Origin of the sequence: Micromonospora sp. Llam0, assembly GCF_003751085.1 — a bacterium.
GTDB lineage: Bacteria > Actinomycetota > Actinomycetes > Mycobacteriales > Micromonosporaceae > Micromonospora_E.
The window spans coordinates 3969856-3987989 of the sequence record NZ_RJJY01000001.1 but is presented as its reverse complement, the minus strand read 5'-3'; the positions used below and the strand labels follow the sequence as shown (position 1 = coordinate 3987989).

The window sequence follows — 18134 nt, the reverse complement described above, 5'->3', positions numbered from 1 at the left end:
AGATCGTAGCTGTCGACGTCGCGGTAAGGTCACGAAACTTAAGCATCCGCTAATCACCAGTCGGCCGGTCCACAGGAGTCGGCGGGGGCCAACGGCTCGATCTGCAGCGTCGCGTGCTCGATACCGAACTCGTCGTGCAGGGCCGTCCGGGCGTCCCGCAGCACCGTGCCGACGTCGGCCGACGGGGTCACGGCCAGGTGCGCCGAGGCCACCTCCATGCCCGGGGTGAGCGTCCAGACGTGCAGGTCGTGCACGTCGCAGACGCCCGGCACAGTGGCCAGCCGGCTGCGGACCCGGTCGACCTCCACATGCTCCGGTGCCGCCTGCACCAGGATGCGCAGCGCGGCCCGGGCCAGCCGCCAGGTGCGCGGCAGGATGAACACCCCGACGCCGACGGCGACCAGCGGGTCGGCGTACCACCAGCCGGTGGTGGCGATCACCGTGGCGGCCACCAGCACCCCCACCGAGCCGAGTAGGTCGCCGAGCACCTCCAGGTAGGCGCCCCGTACGTTGAGGCTCTCCCTGGCCCCCTGGCGCAGCAGGGCGAAGGCGACGATGTTGGCGAGCAGTCCGGCGACCGCCACCACCAGCATCGGGCCGACCGTCACCGGCTCTGGATCGGCGAACCGCCGGGCCGCCTCCACCAGGACATAGAGTGCGACCCCGGCGAGCAGTACGGCGTTCGCCAGCGCGGCGAGCACCTCAAGGCGGTAGAGGCCGAAGGTGCGCTGCGGCTCCCCGGTCGGTCGTCGGGTAGCGGCGATCGCCGCGAGCGCCATGCCGATGCCGAGCACGTCGGTGAACATGTGCCCGGCGTCGGACAGCAGTGCCAGGGAGCTGGTCGCCAGCGCGGTGACCGCCTCGACGACCATGAAGACCGCCAGCAGGACGAAGGCGGCCCAGAGGCGCCCGTAGTGTCGCTGGCCGGTGCTCCCGGCACCGTGATCGTGTCCGACTCCCACGCCTGCCACCCTCCGTTGCCCGGCGTTTCGTCAGCAGACTAATGCTCACATAGCAATATGTGCAATCGACTCCGGGTCGAAGTCGATGGTGACCAGCCGCTGCGTCGCCCGGGAGAGCGCGACGTAGAGCGTGCGTACCCCGGCCTCGGACTCGGCACGGATCTCGTCACCGGCCACCAGCACCACCGCGTCGTACTCCATGCCCTTCGCCTGCAGGCTCGACACCACCTGCAGCCGCGAGGTCGCCTGCTCGGCGAGCCAGCCGGCGACCTCGTCGCGCCGGGCCACTGCGGCGATCACCCCGACCGTCCCCTCCACCGCTGCCAGCATCTCGGCGGTCGCGGCGCGGACTGCAGCCGGCAGCACCGCCGCAGATACCCGGTCCCGGCGCGGCGCCACCCCGGTCGATCGGACCGCAGTCGGCAACGGGGCGTCCGGAGCGACCTCGCGGATCACCCCGGCGGCCAGTTCGAAGATCTCCGCCGGGTTGCGGTAGTTCGTGGTCAGCTGGAATTCCCGCCGCGGCCGCCGCCCCAACGCCCGGTCCCGGGCCTGGGTGAGTTCGGCCGGATTCCCGGTCCACGCGGTCTGCGCCGGATCCCCGACCACCGTCCAGGAGGCGAGCCGGCCCCGGCGCCCGATCATCCGCCACTGCATCGGCGACACGTCCTGCGCCTCGTCGACCACCACGTGGGCGTACTCCCGGTAGTCGGCCGGCCGCTCCCGGGCGGTGGCGCGGGCCGCCCGCTCCCGGTCGGCGAAGGTCGTCACCTCACGGACCCCGCCGGCCACCTGGAACGGATCCCGGTGCCGGCGGCGGGGCTGCGGCGGCCGGCCGAGCAGTTCGTCCAACTCGTCCAGCAGCGCCACGTCCGCGATGGTCGGCCCGTGGTCCGCCAGTTCACCGAACGCGTCGGCCAGCACCGTGATCTCGGCCGGGTCGAGCACGCCCCGTGCGTACCGACGCAGCCGGTCCGGCCGGGCCAACCAGCCCAGCACGTGTCGCGGCAGCAGCCGGGGCCACCAGGCCCGCAGGAAGTCCCGGAAATCGTCCCGGTCCGACAACTCGTCCTCGAACTCGGCCTGGCCGGGCAGCCGGGCCGGGGCCACCAACTGCCGGGCCTGCGCCCACAACGCCTCGAACAACCCGTCGATACCGGCCCGCCGGACCTCGTTGCGCCGTGCGCCCCGGGGCAGCGCGCGGGCCCGGACACCGTCCAGTTCCGGGCCGCGCAGCCGCAGCAACTGCCCCCGGTAGAGCAGCCGTAGCTCGGTCGGCCCGTCCGGTACCGCGTCACGTACCGCCCGTTCCAGCACCCGCCGCATCCGTAGCGACCCCTTCACCACGGCGACCGCCGCCGGATCCGTCCGGGTCGCCGACACCCCCGGCAGCAGCGACCCCAGCGACCTCAGGGTGGCGCTCTCCTCACCCAGGGCGGGCAGCACCGCGGCGATGTACTCGACGAAGACCCCGGTCGGGCCGACGACCAGGATGCCGCCGCCGGCGAACCGGCTCCGGTCCGAATAGAGCAGGTACGCCGCCCGGTGCAGCGCGACCGCGGTCTTGCCGGTGCCGGGGCCGCCCGAGACGATCGTCACCCCGGCGGCGGGGGACCGGATGGCCTGGTCCTGCTCCTGTTGGATGGTGGCCACGATGTCGCGCATCCCACGTCCCTTGGCCCGGGCCAGGGTGGCCAGCAGCGCGCCGTCGCCGACCACCCGCATCCCGGCCGGCGCGGCTGCCGGATCGAGCAGGTCGTCGGAGACGCCGGTGACCCGCTCCCCCCGGGACTGGATGGTGCGTCGCCGCACCACGCCCTGCGGTCGGGCCGGCGTCGCCTGGTAGAACGCGGCGGCGGCCGGGGCACGCCAGTCGATCAGCAGCGGCTCGGACCGCTCACCGCGCACCCCGAGCCGGCCCACGTGCAGCACCGCGCCGTCGCGCAGATCGAGCCGGCCGAACACCAGCCCTTCGTGCTCGGCGTCGAGCAGATGCCGCCGCCGGGCCGCGTGGAAGACCATCGCGTCGCGCTCCACCAGCGCCCCGACGTTGCCGACCCGGGCGAGGCGGTAGCCGTCCCGCTCGGCGCGTACCGCGTCCCGGCGTAGCTGCGCCAACCGGGCGTACACCCGGTCGACGTGCCGCTGCTCGGCGGCGATCTCCTGGTCCAACGTGGTGGCGTCGGTCAACGCTGCGGCTCCTGGGCGAGGGCGGGTCGGCCGGGGCAGGGCGGCCGGTCCGCCGGCGGACGGTCACGGCGCCGGGCGGCGACGGCGGAGCGTGGTGACCCCGTCACATGATCTGACCCGGCAGCCTTACGACGTTACCGTCCGCGCGCCAGCCCGGCGCCGGCTCCCGGGGCACTCGGCGACCACGTTCCGCCCTGCCGAGCCTGTTTCAGCGCGTCGCCCTGTCGAGCACCTCGACGAGAGCGGCCGTCACCCGGTCCGGTCGTTCCAGCATCAGCATGTGTCCGGCCCCGGGGCAGACCGTCAGGTCGGTTCCGGGTAACGCGTCGACGATCGATTCGGCGCAGATCGGCGGCGTCAGCCGGTCACGGTCTCCGACCAGCACCGCCGCCGGAACCTCGTCGAGCGCCGACAGCGTGCGGAGCCGGCGTTGAGCGCCGATCGAAGCGCGGTAGCCGCCGATCGCCCGTAGCGTCGTCCGACCGACGGCGGTGGTCGCCAGTTCGAGGTCCCGGGGGTCGCAGGTGTCGCCGAACAGCAGCCACCGCAGGGTCGGCCGCAGCGGCTGCAGCAGACCCGGATGGGGTCGCCAGGCGCCACATCTGGCCAGCACGCCGGCTCCGGCGACCTCGCAGAGCCGGACCAGCCGGGCGACCGGGGGCGCCAGCCCGTACGCGGTGTGGGTGTGTCCCTCCGCCGTGGTGGCCACGAACGCCAGCCCGGCGACCCGGGCGGCGAAATCCACCGGGTGCCGGTGCGCGTACTCCATGATCGCCATGCCACCCATCGAATGCCCGGCCAGGACCACCGGGCCGGCGGCGTCCATCCGGCGCAGCACCGCGGCGAGGTCGTCGCCCAACTGCCCGAGAGTCATCGTGGCCAGCCCGGCGGCCGTGGACCGGCCGTGACCGCGGGCGTCGTAGGTGACCACCCGGACCCGCTGTCCGGACGTCCCGGTCAGCTCCCCGACCTGACGGTGCCAGGTGTGCTGGTCGAGCGTCCAGCCATGCAACAGGACGAGGGTCAGTTCCGCCTCGCGAGGGCCGCTCGACCGCCCGCGCGGCACGGCTCCGTCCGGCAGCCGGACGCTGAACTCTTGAGGCCTGCCCACCGTCGTCACCTCCGCCGCTGTCCCTGGCGGTCTCGGCTCGGAGATACCCCGGTAGGCCGGATCTGGAACCAGTACGGTGAGAAGACTCGCAACTGCTTTCCCGACCGGCCAGTAGCACGCCACGCTGCAACCATGTCGTCACCGTCGTTCCCGATGCCGGATTCCCGGGCACCGCGTCCGTCCGGCCCGCCGCCACCCGATCACCCCGGTCCGGCCGAGGCTCTGGCCGAGTTGCTGGCCGGCAACCGGCGTTTCGTCACCGGACGACCACGGCACGGTCACGACGTGTCGGCGGCTGCGGCCAGCGCGGCGCTCGGCGAGCAGTATCCGATCGCGTTCGTGCTCGGCTGCATCGACTCGCGGGTGCCGCTGGAGGCGATCTTCGACCAGAACTTCGGCTCGATTTGCGTCGGGCGGTCCGGCGCCCAGGTGCTGGACCAGGCGATCGTCGGGTCGATCGAGTTCGCCGTCGGCGCGTTGGGTGTGCCGCTGGTCATCGTGCTCGGACACGAGCGGTGCGGAGCGGTGGCGTCGACGATCAGCGCGCAACGCACCGGCAGTCGCCCGGCCGGCAGCATCGGGTACCTGGTGGAGCAGATCGCTCCGGCGGTGACCGAGGTCGGTGTCGGGCACCCTGACGTGCAGCCCCTCGCGGTACGGGCCCATGTGCGGCGGACCGTGCAACGGCTCCGGCAGGTGGAGTTGCTCGCCGCCGCGCTCGCGGACGGGCGGATCGACGTCACCGGCGGGGTCTACGACCTCGGAAACGGCCAGGTGGAACTGCTCGATTGAGCAGCCACCGCCGCACCAGCGACGGAAACGGCCCCGCCGGGCGTGCCGCCCGGCGGGGCCGTCCAAGGTCCGGGTCGTCGCCGACCCGTCAGATCATGCTCAGGCCTCGAAGACCCCGGCCTCGACGAGCCGCTTCTCGGTCAGCTCCCAGCCGTGACCCGGGTGGGCGGACGCCAGCGCGTTGATCTCCAACCGGATCTTCGCGGCGTGGCCGGCACCGGCCAGCGACCGGATCTCCTCCACGAACGCGTCCGAGTCGGTACGCAGGTGAGCGGTCTTCCCGTTGGTGAGGTTGCGGACGTAGGCGTGCTTGCCGCCGTTGAGCGGGATCAGGTACTTGAACTCGCCGAGGACGCTCAGGGCACCACCCTGACCGGCCTGGCCGGCGCGGACTGACGCGCGCGCGGTCTTGGAGGTGTTGCTCGCCACGGGGGGACTCCCTTGCAGGACTGACGGTACGGACAGGACTGGTGGTACAGGCAGGGCTGGTGGTACAGGCAGGGCTGGTGGTACAGGCAGGGCTGGTGCTACGAACAGGACTGGCGGTACGGCTGATCACACAAACGGTTCGCAGGGTGTCGGGCATACGCCGCCCCCATCTTACCGGATGGCCGGCCGCAGATCGGCTGGGCCACCTCGCGCCCGGCCGTAGTTTCCGGCCGACCAGCAGGGACAACGAGGCACCCGTGCCCGGCATTCCCAGCGGCGGGGCGGACCCGAGGAGCCGGGCGGCGACAATTTCCGCGACCAGTTTGCCGATTCACTGGCGCACCACCCGTCACAACAGTCATCATTGGTCACACCGCCCGGTGGTCGAGGTCGTAGGGGAAGACGCACCTCGCTCTCCGGGAGGTCACCGTGCCAACGCGTGGCGTCGTATACGTCCACTCGACCCCGCTCGCCGTGTGCCCTCACGTCGAATGGGCGATATCGCGCGTCCTCGTCGCGCCGGTCAACCTGCACTGGACCGCCCAGCCGCTCGATCCGAACGGGCGGCGTGCCGAGTGCAGCTGGACCGGCCGGGCGGGGACCGGGGCCGAGCTGGCCGCTGCCCTACGGCAGTGGCCGATGACCCGTTTCGAAGTCACCGAGGAACCCAGCCCCGGTGCCGACGGGGAGCGGTTCATGCACGTACCCGGTCGCGGCCTGTTTCGGGCCACCATCGGGGCGGCCGGGGACATCCAGCTGGGCGAGGACCGGATCCGGGCGATCATCGCGGCGTCGCCGGCCCCCGAAGCGATCGCGCACGCCCTCGACAAGGCGATGGGCACCGCCTGGGACACCGAACTCGAGCCGTACCGGCACGCCGGTGAAGGAGCGCCGGTGACTCTGCTCACCCGGGTCGGCTGATCCGGCCGGGTGAGCCGGGCACGGAACCTGCCGCCAGCCGGGCACGGGTTGCCGCCGCGACCGTAGCCTGATGGGATGGCCGGTGTGCTCCCCTCACCCCGCGTAACCATCGCCTCTGTTCTGCTGGCCGTCCTCGGTGTCACGAGCGGCTGCGCCGGACCCGGCGACCGGCCTGAAGCCAGCAGTCCCCGCAGTCCAGAAGGCCCCTCCGGCGAGCCGACAGCCAGACCTACGACATCGCCGGCCGCCCGGCTGGCGGCGACTCTCAGTGACGAGGATCTGGTTGGTCAGGTGCTGATGCCGTATGCGTACGGGGCGTCCGCGACCGAGGTCTCGCCGGGGTCGGCGGCCGGCAACCAGCAGCTCGCCGGAGTCGACACCCCGGCCGAGATGATCGACCGTTACCGGATCGGCGGCCTGATCCTGGTCGGCTTCTCGGCCGACGACCCGACCGGCAGCAACCAACCCACCACCAACGTCGACAGCCCCACCCAGGTGCGGGAGCTGGCCACCGGGCTGCAGGACGCCGCCGGGCGGTTGCCCGCCGCCGAGCTGCCCGACGGCGTCGGCAAGCTGCCGCTGCTGATCGGCACCGACCAGGAGTTCGGCATCGTCACCCGGATCAACCAGGGGGTGACGTTGCTGCCCAGCGCGATGGCGGCCGGTTCGGCCGGGCAGCCGGAGCTGACCGAGGCGGCCTGGCGGGCGGCCGGCACCGAACTCGCGGCGCTCGGCGTCAACGTCGACTTCGCGCCGGTCGCCGACGTCCTCGGGGTGAACAGCACGGTGATCGGCTCCCGGTCGTACGGCGCCGACCCGGACGCGGCAGCCGGGCAGGTCGCCGCCGCCGTCCGTGGCCTGCGGGCGGGCGGCGTCGCGGCCACCCTCAAACACTTCCCGGGGCATGGCCACACCGCTGTCGACTCCCACGGCGACCTGCCCGTGCTCGACCAGGACCGGAACGCCCTCGCCGCCAGCGACCTGCCGCCGTTCGTGGCCGGCATCGACGCCGGTGCCGGCCTGGTGATGTCCGGGCACCTGGACGTCGCCGCGGTCGACCCGGGGGTGGCGGCGACGTTCTCCCGCAAGGTCCTCACCGATCTGCTCCGCGGCGAACTCGGCTTCGACGGGGTGGTGGTCACCGACGGGATGAACATGGCGCCGGCCCGCGCGTTGTCGCCCGGCGACGCGGCGGTCGCGGCGATCAACGCCGGAAACGACCTGATCCTCATGCCGCCGGACGTGACGGCCGCCTACGAGGGTCTGCTCGCCGCGCTGCGCGACGGGTCACTGTCCCGGGCGCGACTCGTGCAGGCGGTCACCCGGGTGCTGACCCTCAAGCAGCGTCTCGCCGAGGAGACCACCCCGCCGATGACGGTGCTCGGCGCCGAAGACCACTACACCGCAGCCCAGCGGTTGGCCGCCGCCGCCGTCACCCAGGTGCGGGGGGACTGCGCCGGGGTCGACGGGCCGGTGACCGTCACCGCCTCGGGCGGCCGGGAGCGTACCCGGACGCTGTTGATCGAGGAGTTGCGCGACGCCGGGGTCGAGGTGGTCGGCCAGGGCGGTACGGTCGTGCACCTGGTCGGCTACGGCGACGGCCCGTCCGACCTGAACGTCGACGCGGCGGTGACCGTTGCCATGGACACCCCGTACCTGCTCGCCGAGGCCCGGTCCGCGACGCTGCTGGCCACCTACTCGTCGAGCCCGGCGTCGATGTCCGCGCTGGCCGACGTACTGCGGGGTGCCGCACCGGCGCCCGGCCGGTTGCCGGTGCCGGTGGCCGGCCTGCCCGCCACCAGCTGCCCCGGCTGACCACGCGCGTCGACGAGACGCCGACGGCGCTCCGGCCCGCCTGAGCCGGAGCGCCGTCGGCAGGGCCGGAGCGCCGTCCGCTGTCGTGGTGACCCGGTCGGCGCTCAGACCCGGGTGAAGACGAGCGCGACGTTGTGTCCACCGAAGCCGAACGAGTTGTTCAACGCGGCGGGTACCTCCATCGGCCGGGCCTTCTGCGCTGCCACGTCGAGGTCGAGCTGGTCGTCCGGGTCGTCCAGGTTGATCGTCGGCGGGACGACGCTGTCGCGGATCGCCAGGATGGTGGCGATCGACTCCAGCGCGCCGGCCGCGCCCAGCAGGTGGCCGGACATCGACTTGGTCGCGGTCAGCACCGGGTGGTCGCCGATCGCCTCGCGCAGCGCCACCAGCTCGGCGAGGTCGCCGGCCGGGGTCGAGGTGGCGTGCGCGTTGACGTGCACGATGTCACCGCCGGACACTCCGGCGTCGGCGAGGGCGAACCGGATCGCCCGGGCCGCGCCGAGCCCTTCGGGATGCGGCTGCACCATGTCGTACCCGTCGGAGGTGAGCCCGGCCCCGGCGAGCCGGGCGTACACCCGGGCGCCCCGGGCCGCCGCGTGCTCGGCCCGTTCCAGCACCACGACGCCGGCGCCCTCACCGAGGACGAACCCGTCGCGGGCCTTGTCCCACGGCCGCGACGCCCGTTGCGGGTCGTCGTTGCGGGTCGACATGGCCCGCATCGCGGCGAAACCGGCGATCGGCAGACCGTGCACCACGGCCTCGGTACCGCCGGCCATCACCACGTCGGCCCGGCCGGCCCGGATCATGTCCAGGCCGAGCGCGATCGCCTCCGCGCCGGTCGCGCAGGCGCTGGCGACCGAGTGGACGCCGGCCTGCGCGCCGAACTCCAACCCGACCCAGGCGGCCGGACCGTTGGGCATCAGCATCGGCACGGTGTGCGGCGACACCCGTCGCGGCCCGGAGGCTTCCAGGATGTCGTCCTGGGCGAGCAGGGTGAGCGCGCCGCCGATGCCGGAACCGATGCTGACGCCGAGCCGTTCCCGGTCGACGCCGGCGTCGCCCAGCCCAGCGTCCGTCCACGCCTCACCTGCGGCGATCAGCGCGATCGCTTCGGATCGGTCCAGCCGGCGCAGCTTGACCCGGTCCAACCGTTCGGCGGGTTCGGACGCCAACTCGGCGGCGATCCGGACCGGCAGCTGCGCGGCCCAGTCGTGGGTGAGCTTGTCGACTCCGGACTTGCCGTTGAGCATGGCCTCCCAGGTCGCCGCGACGTCCCCGCCGAGCGGGGTCGTCGCGCCGAGCCCGGTGACGACGACGTCGACCATCGTCACGCCTGCGTCTCGATGTAGGCGACCGCGTCGCCGACGGTCTTGAGGTTCTGCACCTCGTTGTCCGGGATCTTCACGCCGAACTTCTCCTCGGCGGCGACCACGACCTCGACCATGGAGAGCGAGTCGACGTCCAGGTCATCGGTGAACGACTTGTCGCCGGCCACGTCGTCCGGGTTGACCCCGGCGACCTCTTCGAGGATCTCGGCGAGGCCGGCGGTGATCTCGTCACGGGTCATGGTTTTCTACTTTCCTCTCGGTTGAAACAATGATGCCTGCCGGGTCGGCGGGCGGCCCGCTCCACCTCGGAGCGGGCGGTAGGAGCTTACGGGCAGCGGACGACCTGCCCGGCGTAGGTGAGTCCACCGCCGAAGCCGAACAGCAGCACCGGGGCGCCGGACGGGATCTCCCGTCGTTCGACCAGCTTCGACAGCGCCAACGGCACGCTGGCCGCCGAGGTGTTGCCGGATTCGACGATGTCCTTGGCGACGATCGCGTCGGGCATCCCGAGCCGCTTGGCGATGCCGTCGATGATCCGGGCGTTCGCCTGGTGGGGGACGAAGGCGGCGATCTCCGTCGGGTCGACCCCGGCGCGCTCACAGGCCTGCCGGGCCAACGGGGCGAGCGCGGTGGTCGCCCACCGGAACACCGACTGGCCCTCCTGCTCGATGTACGGCCGCCAGCCCTCGATGCGTACCGCGTCGCTCTTGTCCGGGACCGAGCCCCAGACCACCGGTCCGATCCCGGCCGGCTCGTTGCCGCCGGTGGCGGTGACCACCGCGGCGCCGGCGCCGTCGCCGAAGATGATGCAGGTGGAGCGGTCGGTCCAGTTGGTGAAGTCGGAGAGCTTCTCCGAGCCGATGACGAGGGCGTTGCGTGCCGCACCGGCCCGTACGGCGTGGTCGACGGTGCCGAGCGCGTAGCTGAAGCCCGAGCAGGCGGTGTTGATGTCGTACGCGCCCGGGGCGGCGATGCCGAGCCGGGCCGCGACCCGGCAGGCGACGTTCGGGCTGCGGTCGATGGCGGTGCAGGTCGCCACCACCACCAGGTCGATGTCGGCCGCGGTGAGGCCGGCGTTGGCCAGTGCCTTCTCGGCCGCCGCCGAGGCCATGTCGGCGACGGTCTCCGAGTCGGCGATCCGGCGGGTGACGACACCGACACGGTCCCGGATCCAGGCGTCGTTGGTCTCCACCAGTTGGGCGAGTTCGTCGTTGGTGACCACCCGGGAGGGCTGGTAGTGCCCGAGTGCCACGATCTGCGATCCGGTCATGGTTGCTGCCTTTCCCGGCGCGCTGTCGGGGTGCGCGCTCACAGTGCGGAACCGCTGATCCGGGCCAGCGGCTGGCCCGGTGCGACCGGGTCGTCGTGGTGGGCGAGCCATTCGGTGAGCAGGCCGGCGTCGTGCGCGGCGACCTCGACCGGACCCTGCCGGGTGGTGACGTGTCCGATGATCTGACCGGCGGTCAGCGGGTCGCCCTCGGCGAGTCCGGCAGCCGGTTCGAAGGTGCCGGCGCTGGCCGATACGACGACCCGGAACTGCCTGGTGGGCTCGTGACTGGGGGCCATCCCGTGCCGGGCGATCAGGGCCCGCGCCGCGGGCAGGTCGTCCGGGGTCTTCACGGTGACGATCTCCGGCACGCCGCGGTCCTTGAACTCCCGCTTGACCAGGCCGGCGAGGGTGCCGGCCGGTGGCAGCTCCAGTACTCCGGTGACACCGAGGTTTGCCAGGGTGTGCGTGCACAGGTCCCAGCGCACCGGTGCGGTCACCTGCCGGACGAGGCGTTGCAGCAGCTCCCGGCCGTGGTCGACGGCCGCTCCATCCAGGTTGGACAGCAGGATTCGGGTGGGGTCGGCCGGGATGATGCCGGCGGCGACGCTCGCGAGCGCCTGCTCGGCCGGTGCCATGTACGGGGTGTGGAACGCCCCGGCTACCTTCAGCACCGCCACCCGGGCCCGGGCCGGCGGCTCGGCGGCGAACTTCTCCAGTTGGCCGGTGGCTCCGGCCACCACGATCTGACCGGCTCCGTTGTGGTTCGCCGGGTGCAGCCCGTGACGGTCGATCGCGGCCAGCACCTCGTCCCGGTCGCCGCCGAGCACGGCGGCCATCCCGGAGGGTTCCAGCGCGCACGCGGCGGCCATCTCCCGGCCCCGGACCGCGGCCAGCGTGATGGCCGACTCGGCGGGCAGAACCCCGGCCAGCGACGCGGCGGCGAGTTCGCCGACGCTGTGACCGGCGACGACGGCGACGTCGTAGAGCCCGCCCCGGCGGTGTCCGGCCGGTGATCCGCCAGGCAGGTGCTCGGCGGCGAGCAGGGCCGCGGCGACCAGCAGCGGCTGGGTGCGAGCGGTGTCCTTGATCTCGTCGGCGTCGGCGGTGGTGCCGAGGCGCACCAGGTCGACCCCGGCGAGCGCGGACCACCACCGCAGGCGGGCCTCGGCACCGGGCAGGTCGAGCCACGGGGTGAGGAAGCCGGGCTTCTGGGACCCCTGGCCGGGGGAGAGTACGGCGAGCACGGCTATGACTCTTCCTGATACCCACGGGTCACTTGGGTGCGCTGAGATACCAATCCGCACTACCGTCGTTGGAGGGTTCCTACAAAGATCGTCGGATGTGCACGTCTTTTGCCCGCAAATGTTACTCGGAAGTGCGTTCAGTCAGGCAAGGTCCGCAGCAGCGGCGGGGGATCCAGCCGGCCGATCGCCAGGGCCATCTGCAGGGCGTACGCGTCGCGGGCGGCGAACGGCGACAGTCCGGTCACCTCACCGATGCGCCGCAGTCGGTAACGCACCGTGTTCGGATGGACGAACAGTGCCCGCGCTGTCGCCTCCAGCACGGCCCCGGCGGCGAAGAACGCGTCCAGGGTCTCCAGCAGCTCCCCGCCGGCACGGACCAGGGTTCCGTACACGTCGCGGCGCAGCCGGCGGCGGGCCTCGGGATCACCGGCGAGGGCCCGCTCCGGCAGCAGATCGGTCGCCGCGACCGGGCGGGGCGCCGCCGGCCAGGCCGGTGCCGCCCGGTATCCGGCCAGCGCTGCCCGGGCCGACTCGGTCGCCTCGTCCAGGCTGGCCACCATCGGTCCGACCACCACCGGGCCGGCGCCGAACGCGTCCAGCAGCTTGCCGGTCGCCGCCGCCGGATCGGCCGCCCCGCCCAGCACCACCACCAGCCGGTCGTTGTGCACCCCGCCGATCGTCTCCACCCCGATCCGCCGGGCGGCCCGGTAGACGATCTGCAGGACCGCGGTGACCTCGCCGCCCGGTGACCGCCCGACCACCACCGACACCGGCGAGGCGTCGGTCCAGCCCAGCGCGGCGGCCCGGCTGGCCAGCACGTCCGACGAGTCGCCGCGCAGCAGCGCGTCGACCAGCAGCGCCTGCAGCCGGGCGTCCCACGCACCGCGCGACTCCGCCGCCCGCGCGTACACCCGGGCGGCGGCGAAGGCGATCTCCCGGGAGAACCGCAGCACCGCCTCGCGCAGCAGTGACTCCTCGCCGGTCGCCGCCAGGTGCGGCACCTGCGCCTCGACCACGTCGATGGTGACCTTGATCAGGGCGACCGTGTGCTGCAGGCTGATCGACCGGGCCAGCGCCCGCGGCGCCGCGGCGAAGACCTCGTCGGAGACCTCCTGCGGGCTCCCGTTCGCGCCGCCGCCGTCGCGCAGCCACTCCACCAGGGAACGCACGCCGGCCTGGGCGATGACCATCACCCAGGAACGCTGGTCGGCGGGCAGCTCACGAAACCAGGGCAGGGTCTCGTCCATCCGGGCCACGCTCGCGGTCGCCAGCGCCCCGGCCGACCGCTCGATACGACGCAGGGTCGCGGTGAGCCCGGCATCGTTGCGCTTGGTCGCCACCCCGTCAGCGTGTCACGGCCGGCGGGCGCGACCGCGCCTACCGTGCCAACATGTGCGGATGATCGCCCGTCCGCCGCTGGTCGTACCGCTGCTGGCCCTGCTCGCCCTCGCGGCGCTGACCACCGTGCTGGTGGTGGATCCCGCGTTGGTCGCCCGGCTGGACGCCCCGGTGACCGACCGGCTGCGGGCCTACGCCGCCGACCGGCCGACGCTGGTGGCGGTCCTGCGGATCGCTACCGACCTGGCGGCGACGATGTCGTTCCTGGCCGCCGGCGCCGCCGCGACCACCCTGTTCGCCGTGCGCCGGGACCGGCCCCGGGCCTGGTTCTGCGCGACGGTCACCGTCGCGGCCCCGGCCAGCTGGATGTTGGGGCAGTGGCTGCTGCACCGGCCCCGCCCGGCGGACGGCTTCGTGACCATCGCGGCCAACGGCTTCCCCAGTGGGCACACCACCAACGCCGCCGCTGCGGCGTTCGCGGTCGTCCTGCTGGTCTGGCCCGGGGTACGGCGTACCGGGCGGTTGCTGGTGGCGGCGCTCGCCGGAGCCGGCGCGCTGTTCATCGCGGCGACCCGGCTGGTGCTGCTCGCGCACTGGCCGGTCGACGTGATCGGCGGCGCCCTGGTGGCGGTGACGGCTGTGGCGCTGGCCGCCCGCCTGTGGTCACCACGAGCGGGGGGGCCGGCGGCGGCCGGCCCGGTACCTGGCAAGGTGTCGTCTCGGGACGGCTCGTGCGAGGTGAGGAGTTCGTGATGGCGTACCTGGGGGCTGGCCACAGCGGCGGCGTCGGGCGGGACCATGGCGTCGGGCGGGACCATCCGGGAGAGCGGGACCAACCGTCACCCGGTCGGACGTTGACCGGGCAGGGGACCGACCGGGGCGGCCCGGCCGACCCGCGGCCGGTGTCGACCTGCTGCGCGGGGCAACGGGGATGGGCGGGCGCGCACCGCCACCTCGGGGTCCGGCCAAGTTCCCGGGCGGTACGTCGGGAACGCCCGCCGCACCGCTGGTGCTGACACAGCCCGGCCGGTCACCTGCACAGCCCAGCCGGTCACCTGCACAGCCCAGCCGGTCACCTGGTCCGGCGGCGTACCAGCAGGGCGATCCCCGCGATCCCCAGGGTGATGCCGACCACCACGGCGGCGTTGAGCATCATGACCTGGCGCAGGTCGGTGAGCATCTTGTCGATGTCCTCACCCGGGTTGAGCGCGTCCTCCGGGATCACCCGTTCGCCGCCGCCGATGCCACCGCTGATGCTGTCCGGGCGGGCCGGCAGCGGCGCGCCGGCCGCCCGCAATGTTTCGGACATCGTCAGCCGGCCGAAGAACCAGCCGGCCGTGGTCTTGCCCTTACCGGGCTGCTCCGCCGGTCGGAACGCGCGGGGACCGCCTTTGGCCAGCGGATACAGCTCGTAGGCGCGATGTGGTTCGTCCGCCACCATGACCACGACAAGGTACTTCGGGCCGAGGTCACCCGGCTCCGGGGAACTGGTTTGGCCCGGTCCGGTGAGCCAGCTGACCTGGCTGAGCACCGCCGCGAACAACTCGGCGTCGGTGTCGGCGTGCACGGCGAGCGGCTCCGGCAGGTCGTCACCTTCGATGGTGACGGTCGTTGGTGCAGGTGGTGCCGCGTACACCCGGTTCGCCGACAACATGGACGTGCCGAATGCCAGGAGCAGCGCACCGGCCGCTAGAAGACGGCTGGCTGCCCGCTGTCCCATGGTCAACTCCCTCGCCCCGCGGAGGTCAGGTCCCTAGTCGATGTGCTCACTACCCGATAGCTGCCCGACGTAATCAGCGGCGGGCGTGGTCGCGGACCCTCACTGTGAGAGACTCCGCATGACCCTGGACGGTTGCACCCGCTGGACGGATTTTTCGGGAACCATCGACGACCGGTGACCGACCAACCAGGGAGGTCGGCCGATGACGGCCCGGCGCGTCGTCTGGCGACCGATCGTATCCGGCGATCGCAACAGTTGGGGGACAGGGTGGTACGCGTACCAAGGGTGTTGCTCGCGGTGTTCGTCGGGCTGCTCGCGGTGCTGTTCGGGGCATCGCCGGCCCAGGCGCACAACGTGCTGACCGGGAGCGATCCGGCTGACGGCGCGGAGCTTGCGCAGGCCCCCGAGGCGGTCCGACTCACCTTTCTGGCCAATCTCAGCCAGGAGCAGACCGAGCTGGGCGTGACCGGTCCGGACGGCGCTGCGGCGTCCACCGGGGCACCCGTAGTGGACGGCAAGGCGGTGAGTGTGCCGTTCCGTCCCGGCCCCGCCGGAGAGTACACAGTAGACTACAACGTGTTGTCCACTGATGGACACTGGGTCAAGGGCACACTCACCTTCACTTTGACGGTCGGTGTCGAGTCGACCGCTGATCCGTCACCGACCGGGGCACCCAGCCCCACCGTCGCCGAACCGACACCGGAGGCGACCCCGGCACCGACGCCGCAGGCCACCAGCTCCACCGAGTCCACACCCTGGTGGCCGTGGCTGGTCGGCGCCGTCGTCCTGCTGGTCGCGGTGGCCGCCGGAGCGTTCTTCGTCCGTCGCCGTACCACCTGACCGGACCGTCGCGACGTCAGCCGAGCCGGGCGCGGGCGTCACGCAGCCGACGCAACGTGCGCTCCGGCCCGAGGACCTCCAGCGACTCGAACAGCGGCAGCCCGACGGACCGGCCGGTCACCGCGACCCGTACCGGTGCCTGGGCCTTGCCGAGCTTGAGGCCACGCTCGGCGCCGACCTGCTCCAGCGCCGCCTTCAACGGCTCGGCGGACCAGTCCGGCAGCGCCGCGAACGCGGCGATCGTCGCGTCCAGCAAGTCGGCTGAGCCGTCCTTCATCGCTTTCGCCCACCCGGCGTCGTCGATCACCGGGACGTCGAGGAAGAGGAAATCGACGTTCGTGACGATTTCGCTGAGTACGGCGATTCTGGTCTGGGCGAGCGGGGCGACCGCCGCGAACGTCGTCGGATCGTAGTCGGCCGCCCGCCACGGCGGCGGCGCGATACCGCTGCCGGTCGGCGCCGGCGTCGACGGCGTCCCGGTCAGCCAGGGCTGACAGGCGGCGATGAAGTCCTCGACCGGTAGCGCCCGGATGTACTCGCCGTTGAAGGCGCGCAGCTTGCGCTCGTCGAAGAACGCCGGTGACGGGTTCACCGCCTCCAGCCGGAACTCCTCCTCGATCACCGACCAGGGCACGATCTCCCGGTCGTTGCTGGGCGCCCAACCGAGCAGCATCAGATAGTTGCGCATCGCGTCGGCGAGGTACCCCTCGTCGCGGTACGCCTCCAGCGCCACCTTGTCGCGGCGCTTGGACAGCTTCTGGCGTTTCTCGTTGACGACCACCGGTACGTGCGCCCAGACCGGTGGCTTGACCCCGAGCGCTGCCCAGAGCAGCTGCTGTTTGGGGGTGTTCGGCAGGTGCTCCTCGGCGCGGATCACGTGGGTGATCCCCTGGGAGATGTCATCGACCACGTTGGCCAGCAGGAAGACCGGCGAGCCGTCGCCCCGGGCGATGACGAAGTCCTCGATCAACTGGTTCTCGAACGTCGGCTCGCCGCGGATCAGGTCGACGACCGTGGTGCTGCCGGTGTCCGGAGTGCGGAACCGCAGGGCCCGCCCGGCCCCGGCGTCGAGACTCCGGTCGCGGCAGAACCCGTCGTACCCGCGGTACTCGCTGCCGGTGCGGGCCTGCACGTCGGCGCGGGCGCAGTCGCAGTAGTAGGCACGCCCGGACTGGTGCAGCCGGTCGGCCGCCGCGCGGTGCTCGCCGGCGTTGGCCGACTGGAAGTACGGCCCCTCGTACGAACCACGACGGATGCCGATCCAGTCCAGCGCGCTGAGGATCCCCTCGATCCACTCGGGGCGGTTGCGGGCCGCGTCGGTGTCCTCCACCCGTAGTACGAACACGCCCCCGTGCTGCTTGGCGTAGATCCAGTTCTGCAGTGCTGAACGGGCACCGCCGACATGGAACATACCGGTGGGGGATGGGGCGAAGCGTACGCGTACCGTCACGGTCCCAGCCTACGGGCGGCCGATCCCCGCCCGACGGCCAGGTCCGGTGGCACCCTGGGTGAACAGCGAAGTCTGCACCTTTTGTGGAGAATGTGATTTAGGCTGCGCCTGTCAGGACGAGCAGGCAGAGACAGGCAGGCAGATGATCCTCATCGAACGCAGCGGGCGGGTGGAGGCCCCGATCGACACCGTCTGGGAGGTGGTCGGGCAGGCCGCGTTGCTGCCCGACTGGCTCGCCGGTGTCCGCCAGGCCGAGGTGATCGGCGGCGACATCCGCCGAATGCGGGTGCACACGGCGGACGGTGCGGCCGCGGACGCCGAGGTCATCGAGTTCCAGCCGCCCAAGCTGATCGCCTGGCGGGAGCGGGCCGCCGGCCCCGGCCTGCGGGCCGAGGCCCGCACCGAGGTGCAGGTCGAACTCACCCCGGAGGGGGACGGCACCGCAGTCCGGCTGACCATCGTGCGGTGGCCGGCCGGCCAGGTCAGCGCGACCCTGCTGCGCCTCGGCAAGCACCGGGTCGGTGCCGATCTGGAGACGTCCCTGGGCCGCCTGTCCGACCTGGCCGCCGCCCGGCACGCCGCCAACGCCGACGACCGGACCAACGTCTGCTGACCGCAGCCGACCGGACCAACGTCTGCTGACCGCCGACGACCGCAGCTACGGCGGGGTCCGCAGATGGTGCGGCCCCGGACGCGACGGGCCCCGGCGGTCACCCGCCGGAGC

17 protein-coding genes are annotated in these 18134 nt (G+C 72.7%); 6 read left to right on the top strand and 11 right to left on the bottom strand.

What is annotated here, in order from left to right; genetic code table 11:
- Positions 1 to 53: 53 nt before the first annotated feature.
- The 3 genes from EDC02_RS17405 to EDC02_RS17395 form a co-directional block, all read right to left on the bottom strand.
- Positions 54 to 962, bottom strand: a complete 909-nt coding sequence (locus EDC02_RS17405) for a cation diffusion facilitator family transporter (RefSeq protein WP_233605987.1) — start codon at positions 960 to 962, stop codon at positions 54 to 56.
- A gap of 45 nt (positions 963 to 1007) precedes the next feature.
- Positions 1008 to 3152 carry an AAA family ATPase gene (locus EDC02_RS17400; protein ID WP_123602871.1) on the bottom strand — a complete coding sequence of 715 codons (2145 nt, stop codon included), beginning with the start codon at positions 3150 to 3152 and terminating at the stop codon, positions 1008 to 1010.
- 208 nt (positions 3153 to 3360) lie between these two features.
- The gene (locus tag EDC02_RS17395; protein WP_370461462.1) at positions 3361 to 4263 is read right to left on the bottom strand and encodes an alpha/beta fold hydrolase; all 903 of its coding nucleotides are present in this window, start codon (positions 4261 to 4263) and stop codon (positions 3361 to 3363) included.
- A 153-nt stretch (positions 4264 to 4416) separates the two neighbouring features.
- On the opposite strand from EDC02_RS17395, the gene EDC02_RS17390 reads away from it, so the two are divergent.
- Positions 4417 to 5055 (top strand): carbonic anhydrase, encoded by a 639-nt coding sequence (locus tag EDC02_RS17390; RefSeq protein WP_123604883.1) that lies wholly within the window; start codon positions 4417 to 4419, stop codon positions 5053 to 5055.
- Positions 5056 to 5154: 99 nt separating this feature from the next.
- Here the strand turns inward: EDC02_RS17390 and EDC02_RS17385 are convergent, their stop codons facing one another.
- Positions 5155 to 5484: a hypothetical protein gene (locus EDC02_RS17385; protein ID WP_123602870.1), complete on the bottom strand. Its 330-nt coding sequence runs from the start codon at positions 5482 to 5484 to the stop codon at positions 5155 to 5157.
- 429 nt (positions 5485 to 5913) lie between these two features.
- On the opposite strand from EDC02_RS17385, the gene EDC02_RS17380 reads away from it, so the two are divergent.
- Both EDC02_RS17380 and EDC02_RS17375 read left to right on the top strand, forming a co-directional pair.
- A complete protein-coding gene (locus tag EDC02_RS17380) occupies positions 5914 to 6405 on the top strand; it encodes a DUF3145 domain-containing protein (protein ID WP_123602869.1) in 492 nt (163 codons plus the stop codon).
- Between the two features lie 75 nt (positions 6406 to 6480).
- Entirely contained in the window at positions 6481 to 8220 is a 1740-nt protein-coding gene (locus EDC02_RS17375; RefSeq protein ID WP_123602868.1) for a glycoside hydrolase family 3 protein, read from the top strand.
- A 104-nt stretch (positions 8221 to 8324) separates the two neighbouring features.
- On the opposite strand, the gene fabF is transcribed toward EDC02_RS17375, so the two are convergent.
- The 5 genes from fabF to EDC02_RS17350 all read right to left on the bottom strand — a co-directional run bounded on the left by fabF (position 8325) and on the right by EDC02_RS17350 (position 13402).
- Positions 8325 to 9551 carry a beta-ketoacyl-ACP synthase II gene (fabF, locus tag EDC02_RS17370; RefSeq protein ID WP_123602867.1) on the bottom strand — a complete coding sequence of 409 codons (1227 nt, stop codon included), beginning with the start codon at positions 9549 to 9551 and terminating at the stop codon, positions 8325 to 8327.
- A complete protein-coding gene (locus EDC02_RS17365; protein ID WP_123602866.1) occupies positions 9548 to 9787 on the bottom strand; it encodes an acyl carrier protein in 240 nt (79 codons plus the stop codon). The genes fabF and EDC02_RS17365 overlap by 4 nt, the downstream gene beginning before the upstream one ends.
- Before the next feature lie 86 nt (positions 9788 to 9873).
- The gene (locus EDC02_RS17360; RefSeq protein WP_123602865.1) at positions 9874 to 10818 is read right to left on the bottom strand and encodes a beta-ketoacyl-ACP synthase III; all 945 of its coding nucleotides are present in this window, start codon (positions 10816 to 10818) and stop codon (positions 9874 to 9876) included.
- 38 nt (positions 10819 to 10856) lie between these two features.
- Entirely contained in the window at positions 10857 to 12062 is a 1206-nt protein-coding gene (locus tag EDC02_RS17355; protein WP_123602864.1) for an acyltransferase domain-containing protein, read from the bottom strand.
- A gap of 137 nt (positions 12063 to 12199) precedes the next feature.
- The gene (locus tag EDC02_RS17350) at positions 12200 to 13402 is read right to left on the bottom strand and encodes a CdaR family transcriptional regulator (protein ID WP_123602863.1); all 1203 of its coding nucleotides are present in this window, start codon (positions 13400 to 13402) and stop codon (positions 12200 to 12202) included.
- A 58-nt stretch (positions 13403 to 13460) separates the two neighbouring features.
- Here EDC02_RS17350 and EDC02_RS17345 point away from each other — a divergent pair, with 58 nt between their 5' ends.
- On the top strand, positions 13461 to 14153 hold the full coding sequence (locus tag EDC02_RS17345; RefSeq protein ID WP_148083495.1) for a phosphatase PAP2 family protein: 693 nt from the start codon (positions 13461 to 13463) through the stop codon (positions 14151 to 14153).
- 319 nt (positions 14154 to 14472) lie between these two features.
- Here the strand turns inward: EDC02_RS17345 and EDC02_RS17340 are convergent, their stop codons facing one another.
- Positions 14473 to 15120 (bottom strand): hypothetical protein, encoded by a 648-nt coding sequence (locus tag EDC02_RS17340; RefSeq protein ID WP_233605985.1) that lies wholly within the window; start codon positions 15118 to 15120, stop codon positions 14473 to 14475.
- Between the two features lie 285 nt (positions 15121 to 15405).
- Here EDC02_RS17340 and EDC02_RS17335 point away from each other — a divergent pair, with 285 nt between their 5' ends.
- On the top strand, positions 15406 to 15960 hold the full coding sequence (locus EDC02_RS17335; RefSeq protein WP_233605984.1) for a copper resistance CopC family protein: 555 nt from the start codon (positions 15406 to 15408) through the stop codon (positions 15958 to 15960).
- Between the two features lie 16 nt (positions 15961 to 15976).
- On the opposite strand, the gene gltX is transcribed toward EDC02_RS17335, so the two are convergent.
- Complete coding sequence (gene gltX, locus EDC02_RS17330; protein ID WP_123602859.1) at positions 15977 to 17410, bottom strand: glutamate--tRNA ligase; 1434 nt, start codon at positions 17408 to 17410, stop codon at positions 15977 to 15979.
- 142 nt (positions 17411 to 17552) lie between these two features.
- Here gltX and EDC02_RS17325 point away from each other — a divergent pair, with 142 nt between their 5' ends.
- Positions 17553 to 18023, top strand: a complete 471-nt coding sequence (locus EDC02_RS17325; RefSeq protein WP_123602858.1) for an SRPBCC family protein — start codon at positions 17553 to 17555, stop codon at positions 18021 to 18023.
- Positions 18024 to 18134 lie beyond the last annotated feature (111 nt).